This window comes from Halomonas sp. HMF6819 (assembly GCF_044335525.1).
In the GTDB taxonomy this organism is placed as follows: Bacteria; Pseudomonadota; Gammaproteobacteria; order Pseudomonadales; family Halomonadaceae; genus Vreelandella.
In genome coordinates this window covers 293,980-310,562 of the sequence record NZ_JBIQVY010000001.1, presented here as the reverse complement: position 1 = coordinate 310,562, position 16,583 = coordinate 293,980, and the positions used below count along the sequence as shown (strand labels likewise).

Below are 16,583 nucleotides of genomic sequence, written 5' to 3'. Positions count from 1 at the left end.
GGAGATACCCCATGGCCGAGTTGAAAACGAGCCTGGTTCAGTGCGATCTGCGCTGGGAAGACCCAAAAGCCAATCACGCCCACCTTCAAGAGCTGCTGGGCGAACTCGACGGTCGCGATACCGACCTGATCGTACTGCCGGAAATGTTTGCCACCGGCTTTACCATGAACTCCCGCGACATGGCCCAGCCCATGGCGCAGAGCGAGAGCGTGGCCTGGCTTTTGGAGCAAGCGAAGGCGCGCGACTGCGTGATCACCGGGAGCGTGGCGATCGTCGATGACGGTGAGTATTACAACCGCATGATTTGGGCCACCCCGGACGGCAAGGTCGATTATTACGACAAGCGCCACCTGTTTCGCATGGCCGGCGAGCACGAACGCTACGGAATGGGCCGCGAGCGTAAGCTCGTCGAGCTCAAGGGATTTAAAATTCTGCTCAGCGTTTGTTATGACCTGCGCTTCCCGGTTTGGTCGCGCCAGCAGCCGGGCGAGGACGAGCACTTCGAGTACGACGCGCTTTTGTGCGTGGCCAACTGGCCGGCCCCGCGACGCAACCCTTGGCGCACGCTGCTTCAGGCCCGCGCGGTGGAGAACCTGAGCTACGTAATCGGCGTCAACCGCGTCGGTGAAGACGCCAAGGGGCTCGCCTACAGCGGCGATTCGATGCTGGTCGACTTCAAGGGCGAGCCGCTTATCGACCGGCCCGCCAATAGCGCGTTCATCGACACCGGAGTGCTCGATAAAACCGCCCTCGATGAATTTCGCGAGAAGTTTCCCGCTTGGCAGGACGCGGACCGCTTCGAGCTGCTGCCGGGAGTCGGTCAGTAATGCGCCTGGATCGTTTTCTCAGTGAAACCACCGAACTCACACGAAGCCTGGCCAAGCGCGCGCTCAAAAACGGCGAAGTGACGCTCAATGGCGAGCCGGTCAAGCAGGCATCGATCCATGTCGATACCGCAGAGGATGTCATCGAATTGAACGGCGAACGCTTGGCGCTGGTCGGGCTTCGCTACGTGATGCTCCACAAGCCCGAGGGGGTTGAATGCACCGCGCGGCGCGGGCTCTACCCGCGCGCCGTTGACTTGATCGAGCTTCCCAAGGCCGACCGGCTGCAGCCGGTCGGGCGGCTTGACGTGGATACGACCGGGCTTTTGCTGTTGACCGACGACGGGCAGTGGGCCCACCGCATCACCTCGCCGAAGCACCGCTGTGCCAAGGTTTATATCGCTGAGCTTGCCGAGCCCGTCGAAGGGGCCGCGGCAGAGCGCGCCGTTGCGCAAATCGCCGAAGGCGTGCTGCTCGATGATGACGAAACGCCCACCGCACCGGCGACACTCGAATTTTTGAGCTCGACGCAGGCATCGCTTTCGATCACCGAGGGGCGCTATCACCAGGTCAAACGGATGTTCGCTGCGCTCGGCAACCGGGTGGAAGCGCTTCATCGTCAGTCGATTGGGCCGATCGCCTTGCCCGACGAGCTCGCCCCGGGCGAGTGGCGCGAGCTGACGGCGGAGGAAATCGACCGCTTTTGATGTCGGGTTTATGTCGGTGTCAGGCCAAACGCTCCTCAGGGAGCGTTTTTTATACCGTTATCTTTCTGTTTGGTATTACAGAAAAGATAAACTTTGGAGTAGTAATCGCCTAACAAACTACGCCGAGCTGGAAAACCGGTAGTTAAAAGCGTTGTGTGGACAAACGGCTCAAAGAAAAGCCGCCAATCCAGCGCCCGCTAAATCTCCTGCGGTTCGAGCTGAGCGGCGTCGAGCAGCGCGCGGGTGTAGGCGTGCTGGGGGCTTGCCAGCACTTCGTGCGTGGGACCCTGTTCGACGACTTCGCCATCCTTCAGCACCATGACGCGGTGCGCCATGGCGCGCACCACGGCCAAATCGTGGCTGATGAACAAATAGCTGAGCTGGCGCTGGGCCTGCAGTTCACGCAGTAGCGCGATAAGCTGCTTTTGCACCGTGCGGTCCAGCGCCGAGGTCGGCTCGTCCAGCACCAGAAGCTCGGGCTCCAGAATGATGGCACGAGCCACCGCGATGCGCTGGCGCTGGCCGCCGGAGAACTCGTGGGGGTAGCGGGCGGCGCAGCTTTCGGGCAAGCCCACCTCCTTGAGCGTATGCGCCACGCGGCGCGCGATCTCTTCCTTGGGGAGCTCCGGGTAGTGAAAGCGCAGGCCTTCGCTGACGATATCGAATACTGGCATTCGCGGTGATAGCGCCCCGTAAGGGTCCTGAAACACCATTTGCAGGCGGCGGCGCTCGCGACGCAGGGCGCTGCCACCCAGCGTGCCAAGCGGCGTCTCGCCCAGGGTGATCTCGCCCTGGGAGGGCACCAGGCGCATGATCGCCGAGGCAAGCGTCGTCTTGCCGGAGCCAGATTCGCCCACCACGCCCAGGGTTTCCCCCGGGGCGATGTCGAGATCCACCGTTTTGACCGCCTCGAAGGCGGGGCGCTTTCGTTTGAAGAGCCCAGCGGCAGTGCGCTCGAAGCGCACGCTGAGCCCGCGGGCCCGCAAAAGCGGCTTGGTGGCGCTGACCGGCGTTGGTCGCCCGGCGGGTTCGGCATCGATCAGCGCTTGGGTGTAGGCGCTTTGCGGGTGGCGGAAAACCTCCTCGACGCGGCCGGTCTCCTCGACGCGCCCCGCCTTCATTACGCAAACCCGCTCGGCGAAGCGGCGCACCAGGTTCAAGTCGTGGGTGATGAACAGCATGCCCATGCCGTGCGCATCGCGAAGCGCTTTCAATAGCGCCAGAATTTCCTGCTGCACCGTTACATCCAGCGCGGTGGTGGGTTCGTCGGCGATCAAAAGGGCCGGGGTGTTGGCGATCGCCATGGCGATCATCACCCGCTGGCGCTGCCCGCCGGAGAGCTGATGCGGCCAAGCATTCAAAAGCTCGTCGGCGCGGGGCAATTTGACCTGCTCCAGAAGTTCCTTCGCGCGCCGCTGGGCGGCTAGGCCTCTCAATCCCTGGTGCAGGCGCAGTGTCTCGCCCAACTGCTTGCCGATGCGGTGCAGCGGATTCAGCGAGGTCATTGGCTCCTGAAACACGAAACCCACGCGGCTGCCTCTGAGCGCGTTCCACTGCGCTTTGCTTTGGCGGTTCAAGTCGGTGCCCTCCAGCCAGCGTTCGCCGCTCACCTGGGCGTTGGCGGGCAGCAGATCGATCGCACCCAGCGCCGACACCGACTTGCCCGAGCCGGATTCCCCTACGATCGCCAGCGTCTCGCCGCGCTGAACCTCGAGCGAAAGCCCTTCCACCACCGGCTGGCCATCGAAGGCGACGCTGAAGTTGTCGAGGCGAAAAAGCGGTTCAGGCATGCGAGGCTCCCGGGGCGGGCGTGGCACCGTGGCTGACGTGGCGCGGATCGAAGGCGTCTCTCAAGCCCTCGCCGATGAAGACCAGCAGCGAAAGCATGATGGCAAGCGTCATGAAGGCGGTGATGCCAAGCCAGGGCGCGTGGAGGTTGTTTTTGCCCTGAGCGGCGAGCTCGCCAAGCGACGGCGCGCCCGGCGGCAATCCAAAGCCGAGAAAATCCAGCGCGGTCAGCGTTCCGATGGCGCCGGTGAACAGAAACGGGATGAAAGTGAGCGTGGCGACCATGGCGTTTGGCAGCACGTGGCGCCACATGATGAGCCGTGAGGGTAATCCCATGGCTTTGGCCGCGCGCACGTACTCCAGGTTGCGCGCGCGCAGAAACTCGGCGCGCACGATATCGACAAGTCCCAACCAGGAAAAGAGCAGCATGATGCCCAGCAGCCACCAGAAGCCGGGCTGCACGAAGCTTGCCAGAATGATCAGCAGAAAAAGCACCGGAAGCCCCGACCAGATCTCGGTAACACGCTGGCCGATCAGGTCCACCTTGCCGCCAAAATAGCCCTGCACGCCGCCGGCGAGCACGCCCATTACGATCGAGCCAGCGGTGAGCACCAGGGCGAATGCCACCGACAAACGAAAGCCGTAGATGACCCGGGACAGCACGTCGCGGCCCTGGTCGTCGGTGCCGAGCCAATGGCGCGAATCCGGCGGTGCCGGCGAGGGCCGGCTCATCTGCATGTCGAGGGTCTGGTAGGAGAACGGAATCAGCGGCCACAGCGCCCAGCCGTTCTCGTCGATCTGCTCGCGAATGAAGGGGTCAAGGTAGTCGGTGCGGGTCGGCAAAAAGCCGCCGAACTCGGTTTCCGGGTAGTCGACCAAAAGCGGGGCGTACCACTGGCCATCGAAGTGGAGGACCAGCGGCTTGTCGTTGGCGATCAGCTCGGCGGCCAAGCTTATAATGAACAGTACGCCGAAGATCCAGAGCGAGACCCGAGCGCGGCGGTTGGCGCGAAACGCCGCCAGGCGGCGCCGAGTAATGGGAGATAGGCGGTTGGCAGCGGCCATGGTCAGGACTCCCGGGTCGCGAAGTCGATACGCGGATCGACCCAGACGTAGGTCAAATCCGACACCAGCTTTAGAATCAGACCGATGACGGTATAGAGAAATAGCGTGCCGAAAATCACCGGGTAGTCGCGCTGCATCACCGCCTCGAAGCCGAGCAGGCCCAGCCCGTCGAGCGAGAAGATGACCTCGATCAAGAGCGCCCCAGTGAAGAAAATACCGATCAGCGCTGCAGGAAGCCCCGCAATGATGATCAGCATGGCGTTACGAAACACGTGGCCGTAGAGAATGCGGTATTCGCTTGCCCCTTTGGCGCGGGCGGTGAGCACGTACTGCTTGTGAATCTCGTCGAGAAAACTGTTCTTGGTCAGCATGGTGAGCGTGGCGAAGCTGCCGATAGCGGTGGCCGCCACCGGCAGCGCGATATGCCAGAAGTAGTCCTTGATTTTGCCAAGCGTCGTGAGCTCGTCGAAATTGGGGGAGGTGAGGCCACGTAGCGGAAACCAGTCCAGGTAGCTGCCGCCGGCGAACACCACGATCAGCAGAATCGCGAATAAAAAGGCGGGGATTGCATAGCCCACGATCACCAGCCCCGAGCTCCACACATCGAAGCGCGAGCCGTGGTGCAGCGCCTTGCGAATGCCCAGCGGGATCGAGATCAAATAAACCAGCAGCGTCGACCAGAGCCCGAGCGAAATCGACACCGGCAGGCGCTCGATCATCAGGTCGATGACCGGCCGGTCGCGAAAGAAGCTGGTGCCGAAGTCCAGCCGTGCGTAGTCCCACAGCATGGTGAGAAAGCGCTCGTGGGCGGGCTTGTCGAAACCAAACTGCTGCTCGAGCTGTTCGATGAAGCGCGGGTCGATCCCCCGCGCCCCGCGGGAGTCGTCGTTGACCTGGATATCGGCGCCGCCCATGTCCAGGCGCGTGCTGGCCATGGCGTTCGCGCCTTCGAAGCGCGCCAGCATCTGATCGATCGGCCCGCCCGGAGCGGCCTGTACGATGATGAAGTTGAGCAGCATGATCCCCAGCAGCGTGGGTATCATCAACAGCAGTCGGCGAAGAGTGTAGCGGGCCACGGTGCGCTCCTGGAGGTAGTCGTAAAAGCCCTAGCGGTGGCGCTCGAGCCGGGCTTCGCGTTCGCGGTCCACCCACCAGGCGTCGAGGTCCATGGCGTAGGCGGGAAACGGCTCCGGATAGCCGAACTTGTCCCACACGGCGATGCGCGTCTCGCCGGAGTAGTAGTGCGGGATGGCATAAAAGCCCCAGCGCAGAACGCGATCAAGCGCCCGGGTCGCGGTATCGAGTTCCTCGCGGTCGGAGGCCGAGATGATGTGATCGACCAGGTCGTCCACTGCCGGGTGCGCCAGCGCCATGCGATTACGGCTTTGCGGCGCTTCGGCGGCCGCGCTGGTCCAGTAGTCGCGCTGCTCGTTGCCCGGGTTGTTCGACTGCGGGTAGTGGCTGATGACGATGTCGTAGTCGTAGTTGCGCACCCGGTTCAGGTACTGGTTAATATCGACGATGCGCATCGAGGTCTCGATACCAAGTCTGGCCATGTTCCTGAGCATCGGCTGCACTACACGCTCGAGCGCCGCGTCATACATCAGCACTTCCAGTCGCAGCGGCCGGCCGGTTTCACGATGGATCAGTTCGCCGTCCACCACCTCGTAGCCGGCTTCGCGTAACAGCGTGAGCGCCCGGCGCAGGCGTTCGCGAAGCGCAGTAGGCTCGGCCATCGGTAGTGGCTCGCTAAACAGGCGGTCAGAGCCGTGAGAGGCCAAAAGCTCGTCGCGGTGTGGTGCTAAAAGCGCAAGCTCGGCTTCTGATGGCAGGCCCGTGGCTTCCATTTCGGAGTCCTGGAAGTAACTCTCGGTGCGCTGGTAGGCGTTGTAGAAAATATTGGTGTTGAGCCAAGGGAAATCGAAGGTAAGCGCAAGCGCCTCGCGCACCCGTGGATCCTGAAATTTCTCTTTTTTCAGGTTGAAGACGAACGCCTGCATCATCGCCGGGTTGACGTCCGGCACGGTGATACGCTTGATCAGCCCCTCGCGGTAGGCGGGAAAGTCGTAGCCGATCGCCCAGGTCGCGGCGCGAGCGTCTTCGCGAAAATCGATCAGCCCCGCCTTGAACGCCTCCCAAGCGATGTCGCGGTCGCGGTAGTAGTCGTAGACGATGCGATCGAAATTGTAGCGGCCGATATTGACCGGCAGGTCCTTGCCCCAGTAGTTTTCATCGCGCTCGAAGACGATGCGCCGGCCCGGGTCGACCTCGCCGATGCGGTAGGGCCCGGAGCCCGGGTGAGCGGCAAGCGTTGGCGATGTGAAATCCCGCGGCTCCCAATAGTGGCGCGGCAAAATCGGCAGCTGCGCCACGATCAGCGGAAGTTCGCGGGAGGTGGTGTCGCTGAACTCGAAGCGTACCTGATGCTCGCTCTGGGCGATCACGTTCGAGACACCCGCGTAGTAGCTGGCAAAAAACGGGTTGCCCTCTTCGCGCAGCAGGTTGAACGTAAACACCACGTCGTAGGCGGTGACCGGCTCGTTGTCCTGAAAGCGCGCTTCCGGGCGCAGGTCGAACTCGATCCACTCGCGGTCCGGGTCCAGGCGCACGCCTTCGGCGAGAAGTCCGTAGAGGCTGAAGGGCTCGTTCGGGTTGCTCGCCATGAGCGTGTCGTAAACGTAGCTGCTCACGCCGGTGGCGGGCGTGCCGCGAATGATGAACGGGTTGGTCGAATCGAAGCTCGACCCCACCGCGGTGTGAACGATAGAGCCGCCTTTCGGCGCCTGAGGGTTGACGTGGGGAAAGTAGGCGAAGCCGTCGTCAAGCTCAGGGCTATCGTAGAGCGAGAGCGCGTGGGTGGTTTCGACCATCTCGCTTTCGGGTTCGTCCAGAAGCGCCTGGGGTACGTGCTCGCTCTGCGCCAGCGCCGGTAGCGCCAGCGCGCAGACGGTAAGCGCCAGTGCGCGCAAGCTCTTTACCCGTAAGCGCTTTATCCAAAAGCTCTTTTCAAAGGCCACACCGCTTCGCATCGAGGATGTCCTTGAGGTTAAAAGTCACCACGCAGCCGCCTGAAAGCGTTAAGTATTGCTCTCCTGACGCGCCGACAGTGCCAACAGCTGGCCCGGCTGAATGGCGCCCGGCCGCTCGAGTGCATTCCAGCGAATCAGGTCGCGTTGGTCAAGATTATAGCGCGCGGCGATGGCAGAAAGGCTATCGCCGCTTTCAACGCGGTGCACCGATGGCGTCTGTGTCGAAGCGAGCACAGAGGCGCTGTTTTGCGAAAGCTCGGCGATCAGCGCCGTGTCGGCTTCCTCGGGCACCAGCAGCGTTTGGGCGCTGCGCGGGCCGGCCTGCGCCGCCAGAAGCCCCGGGTTCAAATCCACCAAACGCTGCTGGCTGACGTCCAAAAGTGCCGAGGCCTCGGCTAGGCTCAAGGGCGTTGCCAGCTGTACCTTGGCGAAGGCCGGCGAGGCGTGAATGTCGGGCAGCGTTACGCCGTAGCGCTCCGGGTCCTGAATGATGGTCGAAATCGCCTTGAGCTTGGGCACGTACTGCAGCGTCTCTGAAGGCAGGCTGAGATCCCAGTAGCTGCCTTCCAGTCCTTGCCCTTGGGCGCGGCGCACCGCCTTGTTAACCGTACCGGCGCCGGCGTTGTAGGCGGCAAGCGAGAGCATCATATCACCGTGATACCACTGCTCGGCCTGGGACTCCAGATAATCGAGCGCCGCTTGTGTCGAGGTCAGCACGTCGAGGCGGCCATCGTAGCGGCTGTTGCGGGTCAAGCCCAGCGCGTCGCCGGTGCGTGGCATGAACTGCCAAAGCCCCGCCGCGCCCATGTGGCTTGTCGCGTTGGGGTCAAACGAGCTTTCCACAAAGGGAATCAGCGCAAGCTCGCCGGGCAAGCCCCGTTCGCTGACCTGCTCGGTGATATAGGCAAGCCAAGGCGTGGCGCGCTCGATGATGGCGACGATGTTTTCCGGGCGGGCGCGGTAGTGGTCGATCCACTCATCGACCCGCGCCTGGGCGTCCGGACGCAGGGTTTTGTTCTGCCACTGAAAGGCGTCTCGAAGCGTGGTCCAGACGCTTTGCGGCTCCAGCGTCAGCGAATCCCAAAAGTGAGCGTGATAGGCATCGAGTCTGGCCGGGCGCTCGGCGGCGCGCTGTGAAACGCTCGGCGCCGTCGGGGCCGGTGTGAAAGCCTGGCGATTGGCAGAGGCTTCGGAGTTCGTCGCTGCGGCCATCAAAAGGCCCATAATGACGGTGCTGCCAGCGCTTAGCACAAAGCGCTGGCGAATCGTTTGATAGGTCATAGAAAATCTTGTCGGGTAAAGGCGTTAGAAACGGTTTTTCCACTCGCGAAGCGTGGTAAACGTCGCGAGATCGTCACCATTTGGGCCCTGTTCCCCGGCGGCGCGGCGCACGCTGTCGGTGTCCACGCGCAGATAGGGGTTGATGGCAAGCTCGCGCCCAATGGTGCTGGGTAGCGTGGGGCGATCCATCGCACGCGCTTTCTCGCACTCCTCCAGTGCGTTGGGAATGGCCTTGTTATCCGGGTCGGCCGCCCGAGCGAAGGTAAGATTGGCCTTCGTGTATTCATGCCCGCCAAATACCAGCGTGTCTTCGGGAAGGCTGGCAAGCGTTTGCAGCGAGGCGTGCATCTGCGCGGGCTCGCCTTCGAATAGCCGCCCGCACCCGGCGCAAAACAGCGTGTCGCCGCAAAACAGCAGCGCCGGAATGCCCGCTGCAAAGTAGCTCACATGATCCAGGGTGTGGCCGGGCGTGGCGATGACCTCGAACATGCGCCCCATGACGCGAATTTCATCGCCGTGACCGACCACTTCATCGAGTCCTTCGATGGTGGAGTCTTTCGGGCCGATGACGTGGGGAGAGTAGCGTTTTTGAAGCTCCTCGATCCCACCGGTATGGTCGTGATGGTGGTGGGTGATCAAAATAGTGGTGAGCGTCAGGCCCTCGCGCTCCAAAAGCTCGATAACGGGGGCGGCTTCACCGGGGTCCACGACACAAACGTTGGGGCTGGTATCCTGTCTTAGCAACCAAATATAGTTGTCGCTAAGGGCGGGAATCGGTGTCACGCTCATCATGGGCGAGATCCTTAAACGTTCGAAAAACGCTACTGCGTGTGCCTGCCGCGTCTGCAAGAATATCGCACGTAGCCGCGCAAAAAAGTCGCTACTTTGGAGGGAAGCGCGTTCCATGTCAAATTCTCCGATGGCCGTAGAGCTTGCTCGGCGCATGGTCCAAAGCCAACCTTATTGGCAAGGCCCGGCGGGTCGCTCGCTTTGGGAAGCCCAGCGCGCCTGCCTTGGGCCGGTGGTCGAAAATCGCCGCGGCCAGCACTGTTTGGAGATGAGCATGGGTCGATCGCTGATGTCGCTTTCCCAAATTCCTCACCGGGTACGATGGGCACCGACCTGGGAGCTTGCCGAGTCGGCGTCGACCCTGGTGTGCCCGCCGGACTGCTTCGCCCTGCCAGAGCGCTCCATGGATACCGTGATTCTTCACCACTGGCTCGAACAGCTGCCGGATGCTCACTTCACGCTCAAGGAAGCCGCCCGGGTGACGAGCGACCACGGCGTGCTGGTGCTGTTTGGCTTCAACCCGCTGTGCGCCAGCGGGCTTTTGAAGCGCCGGCGCCAGGGCCACTCGGCGTTCCCTTTCAACGGCGACTGGCAGGGTGTGAATCGGCTTCGCGACTGGCTGGCGTTTGTCGATTTCGAGGTGAAACGCGTAGACTACTGCTGTTTTCGCGCCCGTATGAGCGCAGCCTGCGGCGAGCGCTGGGAGGCCTGGGGGCGCCGCCATAACCTGCCGCTGGGGCAGAGCTATATGATCCAGGCCTGCCGGCGAGAGCGCGGCGCGCCCATCGAGCGGGTTCGGTTCAAGCTGCCCTCGCGGGCGCCGTCCTCGTCGCTGGGCGTTACGCGCCACGGCGCCCGGCTTGCGCCGCCAAGCGAAACCTCCTCTCGTATGTCAAAGGAACGTCAGTGACCAAGCAAGACAAAGAGTCCGGTGTGAAAGAGCCCAGCGTCGTGGTGTACACCGACGGCGCCTGCCGTGGAAACCCGGGCCCCGGCGGCTGGGGCGTGGTACTCGAAAGCGGCCCGCACCAAAAGACCCTCAAGGGGTTTGAGCCGCAGACCACCAACAACCGTATGGAGCTGATGGCCGCCATCATGGCGCTGCGCACGCTCAACACCGCCTGCCGAGTCGAGCTTTGGACCGACTCCCAATACGTGCGCCAGGGCATTACCCAGTGGATTCATAACTGGATCAAGCGCGGCTGGAAAACCGCCGCGAAGCAGCCGGTCAAAAACGCCGAGCTTTGGAAAACCCTGCACGAAGAGACGAAACGTCACCACGTCCAGTGGCACTGGATCAAGGGGCACAGCGGCCACCCGGGCAACGAAAAGGCCGACGACCTGGCCAACGAAGCGATCGATGAGGCCAGCGACGAACAGAAAAGGAGCAGCGCATGCGGCAAGTAATCCTCGACACCGAAACCACGGGTATCGAAACCCGGGACGGCCACCGCATGGTCGAGATCGGCGCGGTAGAGATGATCAACCGCCGCCTGACCGGGCGCACCTATCACCAGTACATCAACCCGGAACGCCATATCGATGCCGAGGTCGTGGCGGTCCACGGCATCGACGACGCGAAGGTGGCCAACGAGCCGATATTTTCCCAGATCGCCGATGAGTTCTGGGCATTCATCGAAGGCGCGGAGCTGGTCATTCACAACGCGCCGTTCGACGTGGGCTTCATCGATCATGAGCTGAACCTGGCCAATCAGCGCCGCCAGGGCCCGGCGCTTGGCCCGGTACGCGATCACTGTCGCGTGCTCGATACGCTGACCATGGCGCGCCAGATGCATCCGGGACAGCGCAACAGCCTGGACGCGCTGTGCAAGCGCTACGATATCGACAATGGCCACCGCGTCCTTCACGGCGCACTGCTCGACGCCGAGATTCTCGCCGACGTTTATCTCGCGATGACCGGCGGGCAGACCGCGCTTACCCTCGATGCCGAAGCGAACGCCGAGCGCGAGGAGTCTTCCGAGGCAAGCGAGGGGCTATCGATCCAGCGTCTGTCGCTTAAGCCCGGCGCGCTCAAGGTGGTTCGTCCCACCGAGGAAGAGGAAGCGGCGCATCTCGCCAAGTGTCAGGCGCATTCGCTTCACTGGAGTGGGAGCGCACCCGCCGATGCTTAAACGCAATATCCCGCTGAATGCCGGCGAAGGCCATGTGATTCGCTTGGCGCGCGGGCGGCTAGCGCCGGGTATCAGCACACAAGAGGGTACGTTGACCCCGCTCCAGCCGTTTCAGCCCTGGAGCGCCGATATGCAGCCGCTTTGCTACTGGGACGACGAGCCGGTGGCGCTCTCTATCGAGCAAACGCCGCAGGAGAACTGGATCGAAGGCCGGGAGTGGCTTTCGCTGCTGCCGGAGAGCTGGTTCAGCCTGCTGTCGACGGCGCTGCAGGTAAGCGCTTGGCTCGACAACCACCGCTTCTGCGGGCGCTGCGGCGCAGAGGCCACCCGGCTGGGCGCCGAGTTCGCCATGCACTGCGACGCCTGCGGTCACCGCAACTATCCGCGCATCTCGCCCTGTATCATCACGCTTGTAACCCGGGGGGAGGCAATGCTGCTGGCGCGTAGCCCGCGCTTTGCACCCGGGCGCTACTCCACGCTTGCCGGCTTCATCGAACCCGGTGAGTCTGCGGAGGAGGCGGTTCACCGCGAGGTGTTCGAAGAGGTGGGCGTGTACATCGACAACCTGCGCTACCACAAGAGCCAGGCGTGGCCCTTCCCGCACTCGCTGATGCTGGGCTATTTTGCCGAGGCCACGACCCGGCGCATCCACATCGACGGCGTCGAGATCAGCGATGCGGCTTGGTTTTCACCGCGCAAGCTGCCAATGCTTCCCCCGGCCTACTCCATTTCTCGCGAGCTGATCGAGACGCACCTGGCGCGCGTGCGCGGCGACTAGTACTTGATTTGATAGGTCACTATTGACCGGGGAACAGGCTCGTCAGCTTGGTTGCCAGCATGACGTTGCCGGAGGCCTTGAGCTTGCCGCTCATGAACGCGCTCATGCCGCTGATGTCGCCGGACATGATGCCGCGCAGCGTCTCGGTGCTGGTGGTCAGCGTGACCGACGGGTCATCGTGTTCGCCTTCGTGAATGCCGAGGGTGCCGTCCTGAACGTGCAGGTAGTGGCTCTGTTCGTCAGAGAAATGAAACTGAAAAATTTCGTCCATACCCTTCGCCGCTTGCGGGTCGAAGCGCGATTCGAGCTTTTCAAAGGTGGTCGAGGACATCAATAGTTTCCTGTAGCGTGTCGTTGCAAAAATCGGGCGATGTTTCGCCACGATAGGAGGATACTGGGTAGAAGGAGTCTAACGTGGTGCCCGCGAAGAGCCTATTTAAAGCACGCGTTTTAATCAAGCGAGTATAGTGAGCTAACCAGGCGTTGCACATGCGTATTGAGGCGTATCGACCCAAAGGAGAGGGACATGAGTGAATGGACGGCTGAGATAGGCACCTTTCTGGTCCAAAGCGCGATTCTTACCCTGCTGGCGCTGTTGGCAGGCTTTCTGCTCATGCGCGGCAAACGCGGCGGCGAGCGCGGCGCTACGCTAAAAGTAGAGTCGCTCAACGAGCAGCGCCGCGCGCGCAACCGGCGCCTCAAGGTGAACGCCACCGCCCAGGGCGCGCGTAAAAAGCTGATCAAGCAGCTTCGCCGAGAGGAGAAAGAGCGCCATAAGACGACCAAAAAGAGCGAAAAGGGCGCCGCGCCGCGGCTCTGGGTGCTCGATTTTCATGGCGATATCAAGGCCTCACGCACCGAGCAGTTCGCCCAGGAAGTATCGGCGGTGATCGAAGTGGCGGGCGCCCAGGACGAGGCGGTGATTCGCCTCGAATCCGGCGGGGGGCTGGTACACGCCTACGGACTCGCCGCGGCACAGCTTGATCGGCTCCGCGAGGCAGGCATTACCACCACGGTGTGTATCGACAAGGTTGCCGCCAGCGGCGGTTACATGATGGCGTGCACGGCGCACCATATAAAGGCCGCCCCCTTTGCGGTGATCGGCTCGATCGGCGTGGTGGCCCAGGTGCCCAATATCCACCGCCTTTTAAAGCGCAACGATATCGATGTCGAGATGCTGACCGCCGGGCGCTATAAGCGCACGCTAACGGTGCTGGGGGAGAACACCGAAGAGGGGCGAGCCAAGTTCATCGACGATCTTGAAAATACGCATAAACTCTTCAAGCAGTACGTAGCCCGCCATCGTCCGGCGATGGATATCGACCGCTTGGCCACCGGTGAGATCTGGTACGGCAGCGAAGCGCTGGACGTGAAACTGATCGATAGCCTCGGCACCAGCGAAGCGTATCTGGTCGAGCGCATGAAAGACGTGGAGGCGTTCACGGTCAAGCTCGAGCCAGCTAAAACCGTGGGGCGGCGTATCAGCGTTGCAGTATCCAGCGGTATCGAGCAGGCCGTGACCAGAGCGCTGGGCGCCATCGACGCCACCGGCTGGCAGCGGCGCTAGCGCCCGTTGTTATCGGCTTGAAAAAACTAAGCCGCGTAGTGAAGCGCCAGGGCGGAGAGTATCGCTCTGGCGCTTTCGCTTTTGAGCGAGTAGTAGATGGTTTGCGACTCTCGCCGGGTCTGAACCAGCCCATCGCGACGCAGAATGGCCAGGTGCTGAGAAAGCGCGGACTGGCTCAACGCAAGCTGCTGGTTGATCTGTGTCACCGAAAGCTCTTTTTCTGCCAGCAGGCAGAGAATCTGCAAGCGTTTTTCGTTGGCGAGCGCCTTGAGAAGCAGGGTGCCCGCTTCCAACGCCTGCCCATTATGCTCAAGAAGACGAGCGGCGGCGCTTGAGTGAGTAGCCATGGTTTTCTCCTTGCCGAGACGCGGGAATGCGTGTTCCCGTCACAATGCGGTCGCGGCGGTGCGGTTTAGTAACGTCGACGGTCTTTCGTTGAAATATTGTTAATCAATAGTCGTTAAATTAGCGAATTTTGTCCAAGTCGGCGTTTAACGCTGAGTCAATGGTAGTTAATGTGCCTGACTGTCGACAATGTGCGCTATTTCGCACGCAAGGGTGTCAGATTATCCGATGGTTTAACGGCGCCGCTTTTGTTTTTATGGTTAAAGTGTCAACAACAGGGGTTGATCGCTAACACAATAAAGACAAGGTGACCATGAGCCGCTACCACGCTACCCACGCATACTCCATCGAATCGCCCGCCGAGTTTTGGCAGGAGCAGGCTAAGCGTATTGCCTGGGCGCGCTTTCCCGAGACCATACTTTCATGGGACGCGCAGCGCCACGCCCGATGGTTCGAGGACGGTACCCTCAATATCTGCCACGCCGCACTCGACCATCATGTCGACGAAGGCCGCGGCGAGCAGGCGGCGCTTTATTACGATTCGCCGGTCACCGGCACGAAACAAACGATCACCTATCGCGCGCTGCGCGACCGGGTGGCGCACGTGGCCGGCGGGCTTAAGACGCTGGGCGTCGGTAAAGGTGACCGGGTAGTGATCTATATGCCCATGGTGGCAGAGGCAGTCATCGCCATGCTCGCCTGCGCCCGGATTGGCGCGGTTCACTCGGTGGTGTTCGGTGGTTTCGCCGCCAGCGAGCTGGCGCTTCGTATCGAGGACGCCGAGCCCAAAGTGGTGATCTACGCCTCCTGCGGAATCGAAGTGAACACGGTGCTGCCCTACAAGCCGATCGTCGATCAGGCCATTGCCCAAAGCACCTTCAAACCCGAGGCGCTGGTGGTGTTTCAGCGCGAGGCCGAGCGTGCCCAATTGAGCGAGGGCGAGCACGACTGGCAAGCTCTTGAGCAGAGCGGCGTGTTTGCCGAGTGTGTCGAGGTCGAGGCGACCCATCCGCTCTATATCCTTTATACCTCCGGCACCACCGGCAAGCCCAAGGGCGTAGTGCGCGATACCGGCGGCTACGCCGTGGCGTTGGCCTACTCCATGGAGGCGGTGTACGACCTGTCGCCGGGGGACGTGTGCTTTACCGCCTCTGATGTCGGCTGGGTGGTGGGCCACTCCTATATCGTTTACGGGCCGCTACTGCGCGGCTGCACAAGCGTGGTGTACGAGGGCAAGCCGGTGAAAACGCCGGATGCCGGCAGCTTTTGGCGCATTATCGATGAGTACAGGGTCAAAAGTTTCTTCACCGCGCCCACCGCCTTTCGCGCGATCAAAAAAGAGGATCCGGAGGCGATGGCGCTAAGCCGCTATACCCTTGATAGCCTGAAATACGTGTTCGTCGCCGGCGAGCGCCTCGACCCGCCCACGTTTCACTGGCTAAGCGACGTGCTGGGAGTGCCGATCATCGATCACTGGTGGCAAACCGAAACCGGCTGGCCCATCGCCGCCAATTTGGCGGGCATCGAGCTCGCCCCGGCCAAAGCGGGTTCGGCAACTTATCCGGTGCCGGGCTTCGACGTAGAGATCATCGGCCGCGAAGGTGAAAAAAGCGCGCCGATGGAGGAGGGCAGCGTATTGATCAAACAACCGCTGCCGCCCGGCTGTTTGAGCGGTATCTGGCGCGACCCGGCGCGCTTTCACAGCGCCTACATGGCCGCCTTCCCCGGCTACTACCTGACCGGTGACGGCGGCTATTTCGATGACGATGGCTATCTTTTCATCATGGGGCGCACGGACGACGTGATCAACGTGGCCGGCCACCGGCTCTCGACCGGCGAGATGGAGGGCGTGCTTGGCGCCCACCCAGCGGTGGCAGAGTGCGCGGTCATCGGTATCCATGACGACCTGAAAGGCCAGCGCCCGGTGGGGCTTGTGATTCCCAAGGACGGCTTCGACGGCGACGAGGCCGCTTTGGAAACCGCGCTCATTCAGCAGGTGCGCGAGACGATCGGCCCGGTAGCCGCTTTCAAGCAGGTGCTGATCGTCAACCGTCTGCCCAAGACCCGTTCGGGCAAGATCCTGCGCAAACTGCTGCGCACGCTGGCCGATGGCAAGCCCTATACCGTTCCCTCGACCATCGACGACCCGACGAGCCTAGAGGATGCCCAGGCCGCCATGGCTCGCCACGGCGTAGGGCGTGTGGATGAAGCCAGGCCGGCGGAGCAGTAAGCCAGGCGCGGCCCTAAAGCGGCCGAGAGCAATACTTTGCACGCCGGT

At 62.2% G+C, this 16,583-nt stretch carries 16 protein-coding genes; 8 read left to right on the top strand and 8 right to left on the bottom strand.

Annotated features, from left to right (window positions below; translation table 11 throughout):
• Window positions 1–11: 11 nt before the first annotated feature.
• The gene (locus tag ACGLWX_RS01480) at window positions 12–827 is read left to right on the top strand and encodes an amidohydrolase (RefSeq protein WP_396236748.1); all 816 of its coding nucleotides are present in this window, start codon (window positions 12–14) and stop codon (window positions 825–827) included.
• The gene (locus ACGLWX_RS01475) at window positions 827–1,531 is read left to right on the top strand and encodes a pseudouridine synthase (protein ID WP_396236746.1); all 705 of its coding nucleotides are present in this window, start codon (window positions 827–829) and stop codon (window positions 1,529–1,531) included. Before ACGLWX_RS01480 ends, ACGLWX_RS01475 begins: the two co-directional genes overlap by 1 nt.
• 197 nt (window positions 1,532–1,728) lie before the next feature.
• Here ACGLWX_RS01475 and ACGLWX_RS01470 read toward each other — a convergent pair whose 3' ends face one another.
• The 6 genes from ACGLWX_RS01470 to gloB are packed head-to-tail and all read right to left on the bottom strand — an operon-like array spanning window position 1,729 to window position 9,486.
• Window positions 1,729–3,321: an ABC transporter ATP-binding protein gene (locus tag ACGLWX_RS01470; protein ID WP_396236744.1), complete on the bottom strand. Its 1,593-nt coding sequence runs from the start codon at window positions 3,319–3,321 to the stop codon at window positions 1,729–1,731.
• Window positions 3,314–4,384: an ABC transporter permease gene (locus ACGLWX_RS01465; protein WP_396236742.1), complete on the bottom strand. Its 1,071-nt coding sequence runs from the start codon at window positions 4,382–4,384 to the stop codon at window positions 3,314–3,316. Before ACGLWX_RS01465 ends, ACGLWX_RS01470 begins: the two co-directional genes overlap by 8 nt.
• A gap of 2 nt (window positions 4,385–4,386) precedes the next feature.
• Entirely contained in the window at window positions 4,387–5,460 is a 1,074-nt protein-coding gene (locus ACGLWX_RS01460) for a microcin C ABC transporter permease YejB (protein WP_396236740.1), read from the bottom strand.
• 30 nt (window positions 5,461–5,490) lie between these two features.
• Window positions 5,491–7,413, bottom strand: coding sequence for an extracellular solute-binding protein (locus tag ACGLWX_RS01455; protein ID WP_396236738.1), 1,923 nt, complete (start codon window positions 7,411–7,413; stop codon window positions 5,491–5,493).
• Between the two features lie 48 nt (window positions 7,414–7,461).
• Window positions 7,462–8,694, bottom strand: coding sequence for a transglycosylase SLT domain-containing protein (locus tag ACGLWX_RS01450; RefSeq protein WP_396236736.1), 1,233 nt, complete (start codon window positions 8,692–8,694; stop codon window positions 7,462–7,464).
• 24 nt (window positions 8,695–8,718) lie between these two features.
• Entirely contained in the window at window positions 8,719–9,486 is a 768-nt protein-coding gene (gene gloB / locus ACGLWX_RS01445) for a hydroxyacylglutathione hydrolase (RefSeq protein ID WP_396236734.1), read from the bottom strand.
• Between the two features lie 112 nt (window positions 9,487–9,598).
• On the opposite strand from gloB, the gene ACGLWX_RS01440 reads away from it, so the two are divergent.
• From ACGLWX_RS01440 to nudC, 4 genes are read left to right on the top strand one after another with little or no spacing between them, the layout of a single operon-like run.
• Complete coding sequence (locus ACGLWX_RS01440; RefSeq protein WP_396236732.1) at window positions 9,599–10,393, top strand: methyltransferase domain-containing protein; 795 nt, start codon at window positions 9,599–9,601, stop codon at window positions 10,391–10,393.
• Entirely contained in the window at window positions 10,390–10,890 is a 501-nt protein-coding gene (rnhA, locus tag ACGLWX_RS01435) for a ribonuclease HI (protein WP_396236730.1), read from the top strand. Before ACGLWX_RS01440 ends, rnhA begins: the two co-directional genes overlap by 4 nt.
• Window positions 10,878–11,615 (top strand): DNA polymerase III subunit epsilon, encoded by a 738-nt coding sequence (gene dnaQ / locus ACGLWX_RS01430; RefSeq protein ID WP_252108866.1) that lies wholly within the window; start codon window positions 10,878–10,880, stop codon window positions 11,613–11,615. The genes rnhA and dnaQ overlap by 13 nt, the downstream gene beginning before the upstream one ends.
• Complete coding sequence (gene nudC, locus ACGLWX_RS01425; protein WP_396236728.1) at window positions 11,608–12,393, top strand: NAD(+) diphosphatase; 786 nt, start codon at window positions 11,608–11,610, stop codon at window positions 12,391–12,393. Before dnaQ ends, nudC begins: the two co-directional genes overlap by 8 nt.
• 19 nt (window positions 12,394–12,412) lie before the next feature.
• On the opposite strand, the gene ACGLWX_RS01420 is transcribed toward nudC, so the two are convergent.
• Window positions 12,413–12,724 (bottom strand): SCP2 sterol-binding domain-containing protein, encoded by a 312-nt coding sequence (locus ACGLWX_RS01420; RefSeq protein WP_252108864.1) that lies wholly within the window; start codon window positions 12,722–12,724, stop codon window positions 12,413–12,415.
• A gap of 195 nt (window positions 12,725–12,919) precedes the next feature.
• Between ACGLWX_RS01420 and sohB the strand changes: the two genes are divergently transcribed.
• Entirely contained in the window at window positions 12,920–13,960 is a 1,041-nt protein-coding gene (sohB, locus tag ACGLWX_RS01415) for a protease SohB (RefSeq protein WP_396236726.1), read from the top strand.
• A gap of 26 nt (window positions 13,961–13,986) precedes the next feature.
• On the opposite strand, the gene ACGLWX_RS01410 is transcribed toward sohB, so the two are convergent.
• Window positions 13,987–14,307: a metalloregulator ArsR/SmtB family transcription factor gene (locus tag ACGLWX_RS01410; protein ID WP_252108862.1), complete on the bottom strand. Its 321-nt coding sequence runs from the start codon at window positions 14,305–14,307 to the stop codon at window positions 13,987–13,989.
• A 311-nt stretch (window positions 14,308–14,618) separates the two neighbouring features.
• On the opposite strand from ACGLWX_RS01410, the gene ACGLWX_RS01405 reads away from it, so the two are divergent.
• On the top strand, window positions 14,619–16,535 hold the full coding sequence (locus tag ACGLWX_RS01405; RefSeq protein ID WP_396236724.1) for an acetate--CoA ligase: 1,917 nt from the start codon (window positions 14,619–14,621) through the stop codon (window positions 16,533–16,535).
• Window positions 16,536–16,583: the final 48 nt, after the last annotated feature.

Coding starts and splice junctions, on each gene's coding strand:
- ACGLWX_RS01480 (WP_396236748.1), top strand. CDS start 12: ATGGCCGAGTTGAAAACGAGCCTGGTTCAGTGCGATCTGCGCTGGGAA.
- ACGLWX_RS01475 (WP_396236746.1), top strand. CDS start 827: ATGCGCCTGGATCGTTTTCTCAGTGAAACCACCGAACTCACACGAAGC.
- ACGLWX_RS01470 (WP_396236744.1), bottom strand. CDS start 3,321: ATGCCTGAACCGCTTTTTCGCCTCGACAACTTCAGCGTCGCCTTCGAT.
- ACGLWX_RS01465 (WP_396236742.1), bottom strand. CDS start 4,384: ATGGCCGCTGCCAACCGCCTATCTCCCATTACTCGGCGCCGCCTGGCG.
- ACGLWX_RS01455 (WP_396236738.1), bottom strand. CDS start 7,413: ATGCGAAGCGGTGTGGCCTTTGAAAAGAGCTTTTGGATAAAGCGCTTA.
- ACGLWX_RS01450 (WP_396236736.1), bottom strand. CDS start 8,694: ATGACCTATCAAACGATTCGCCAGCGCTTTGTGCTAAGCGCTGGCAGC.
- gloB (WP_396236734.1), bottom strand. CDS start 9,486: ATGATGAGCGTGACACCGATTCCCGCCCTTAGCGACAACTATATTTGG.
- ACGLWX_RS01440 (WP_396236732.1), top strand. CDS start 9,599: ATGTCAAATTCTCCGATGGCCGTAGAGCTTGCTCGGCGCATGGTCCAA.
- dnaQ (WP_252108866.1), top strand. CDS start 10,878: ATGCGGCAAGTAATCCTCGACACCGAAACCACGGGTATCGAAACCCGG.
- nudC (WP_396236728.1), top strand. CDS start 11,608: ATGCTTAAACGCAATATCCCGCTGAATGCCGGCGAAGGCCATGTGATT.
- ACGLWX_RS01420 (WP_252108864.1), bottom strand. CDS start 12,724: ATGTCCTCGACCACCTTTGAAAAGCTCGAATCGCGCTTCGACCCGCAA.
- sohB (WP_396236726.1), top strand. CDS start 12,920: ATGAGTGAATGGACGGCTGAGATAGGCACCTTTCTGGTCCAAAGCGCG.
- ACGLWX_RS01410 (WP_252108862.1), bottom strand. CDS start 14,307: ATGGCTACTCACTCAAGCGCCGCCGCTCGTCTTCTTGAGCATAATGGG.
- ACGLWX_RS01405 (WP_396236724.1), top strand. CDS start 14,619: ATGAGCCGCTACCACGCTACCCACGCATACTCCATCGAATCGCCCGCC.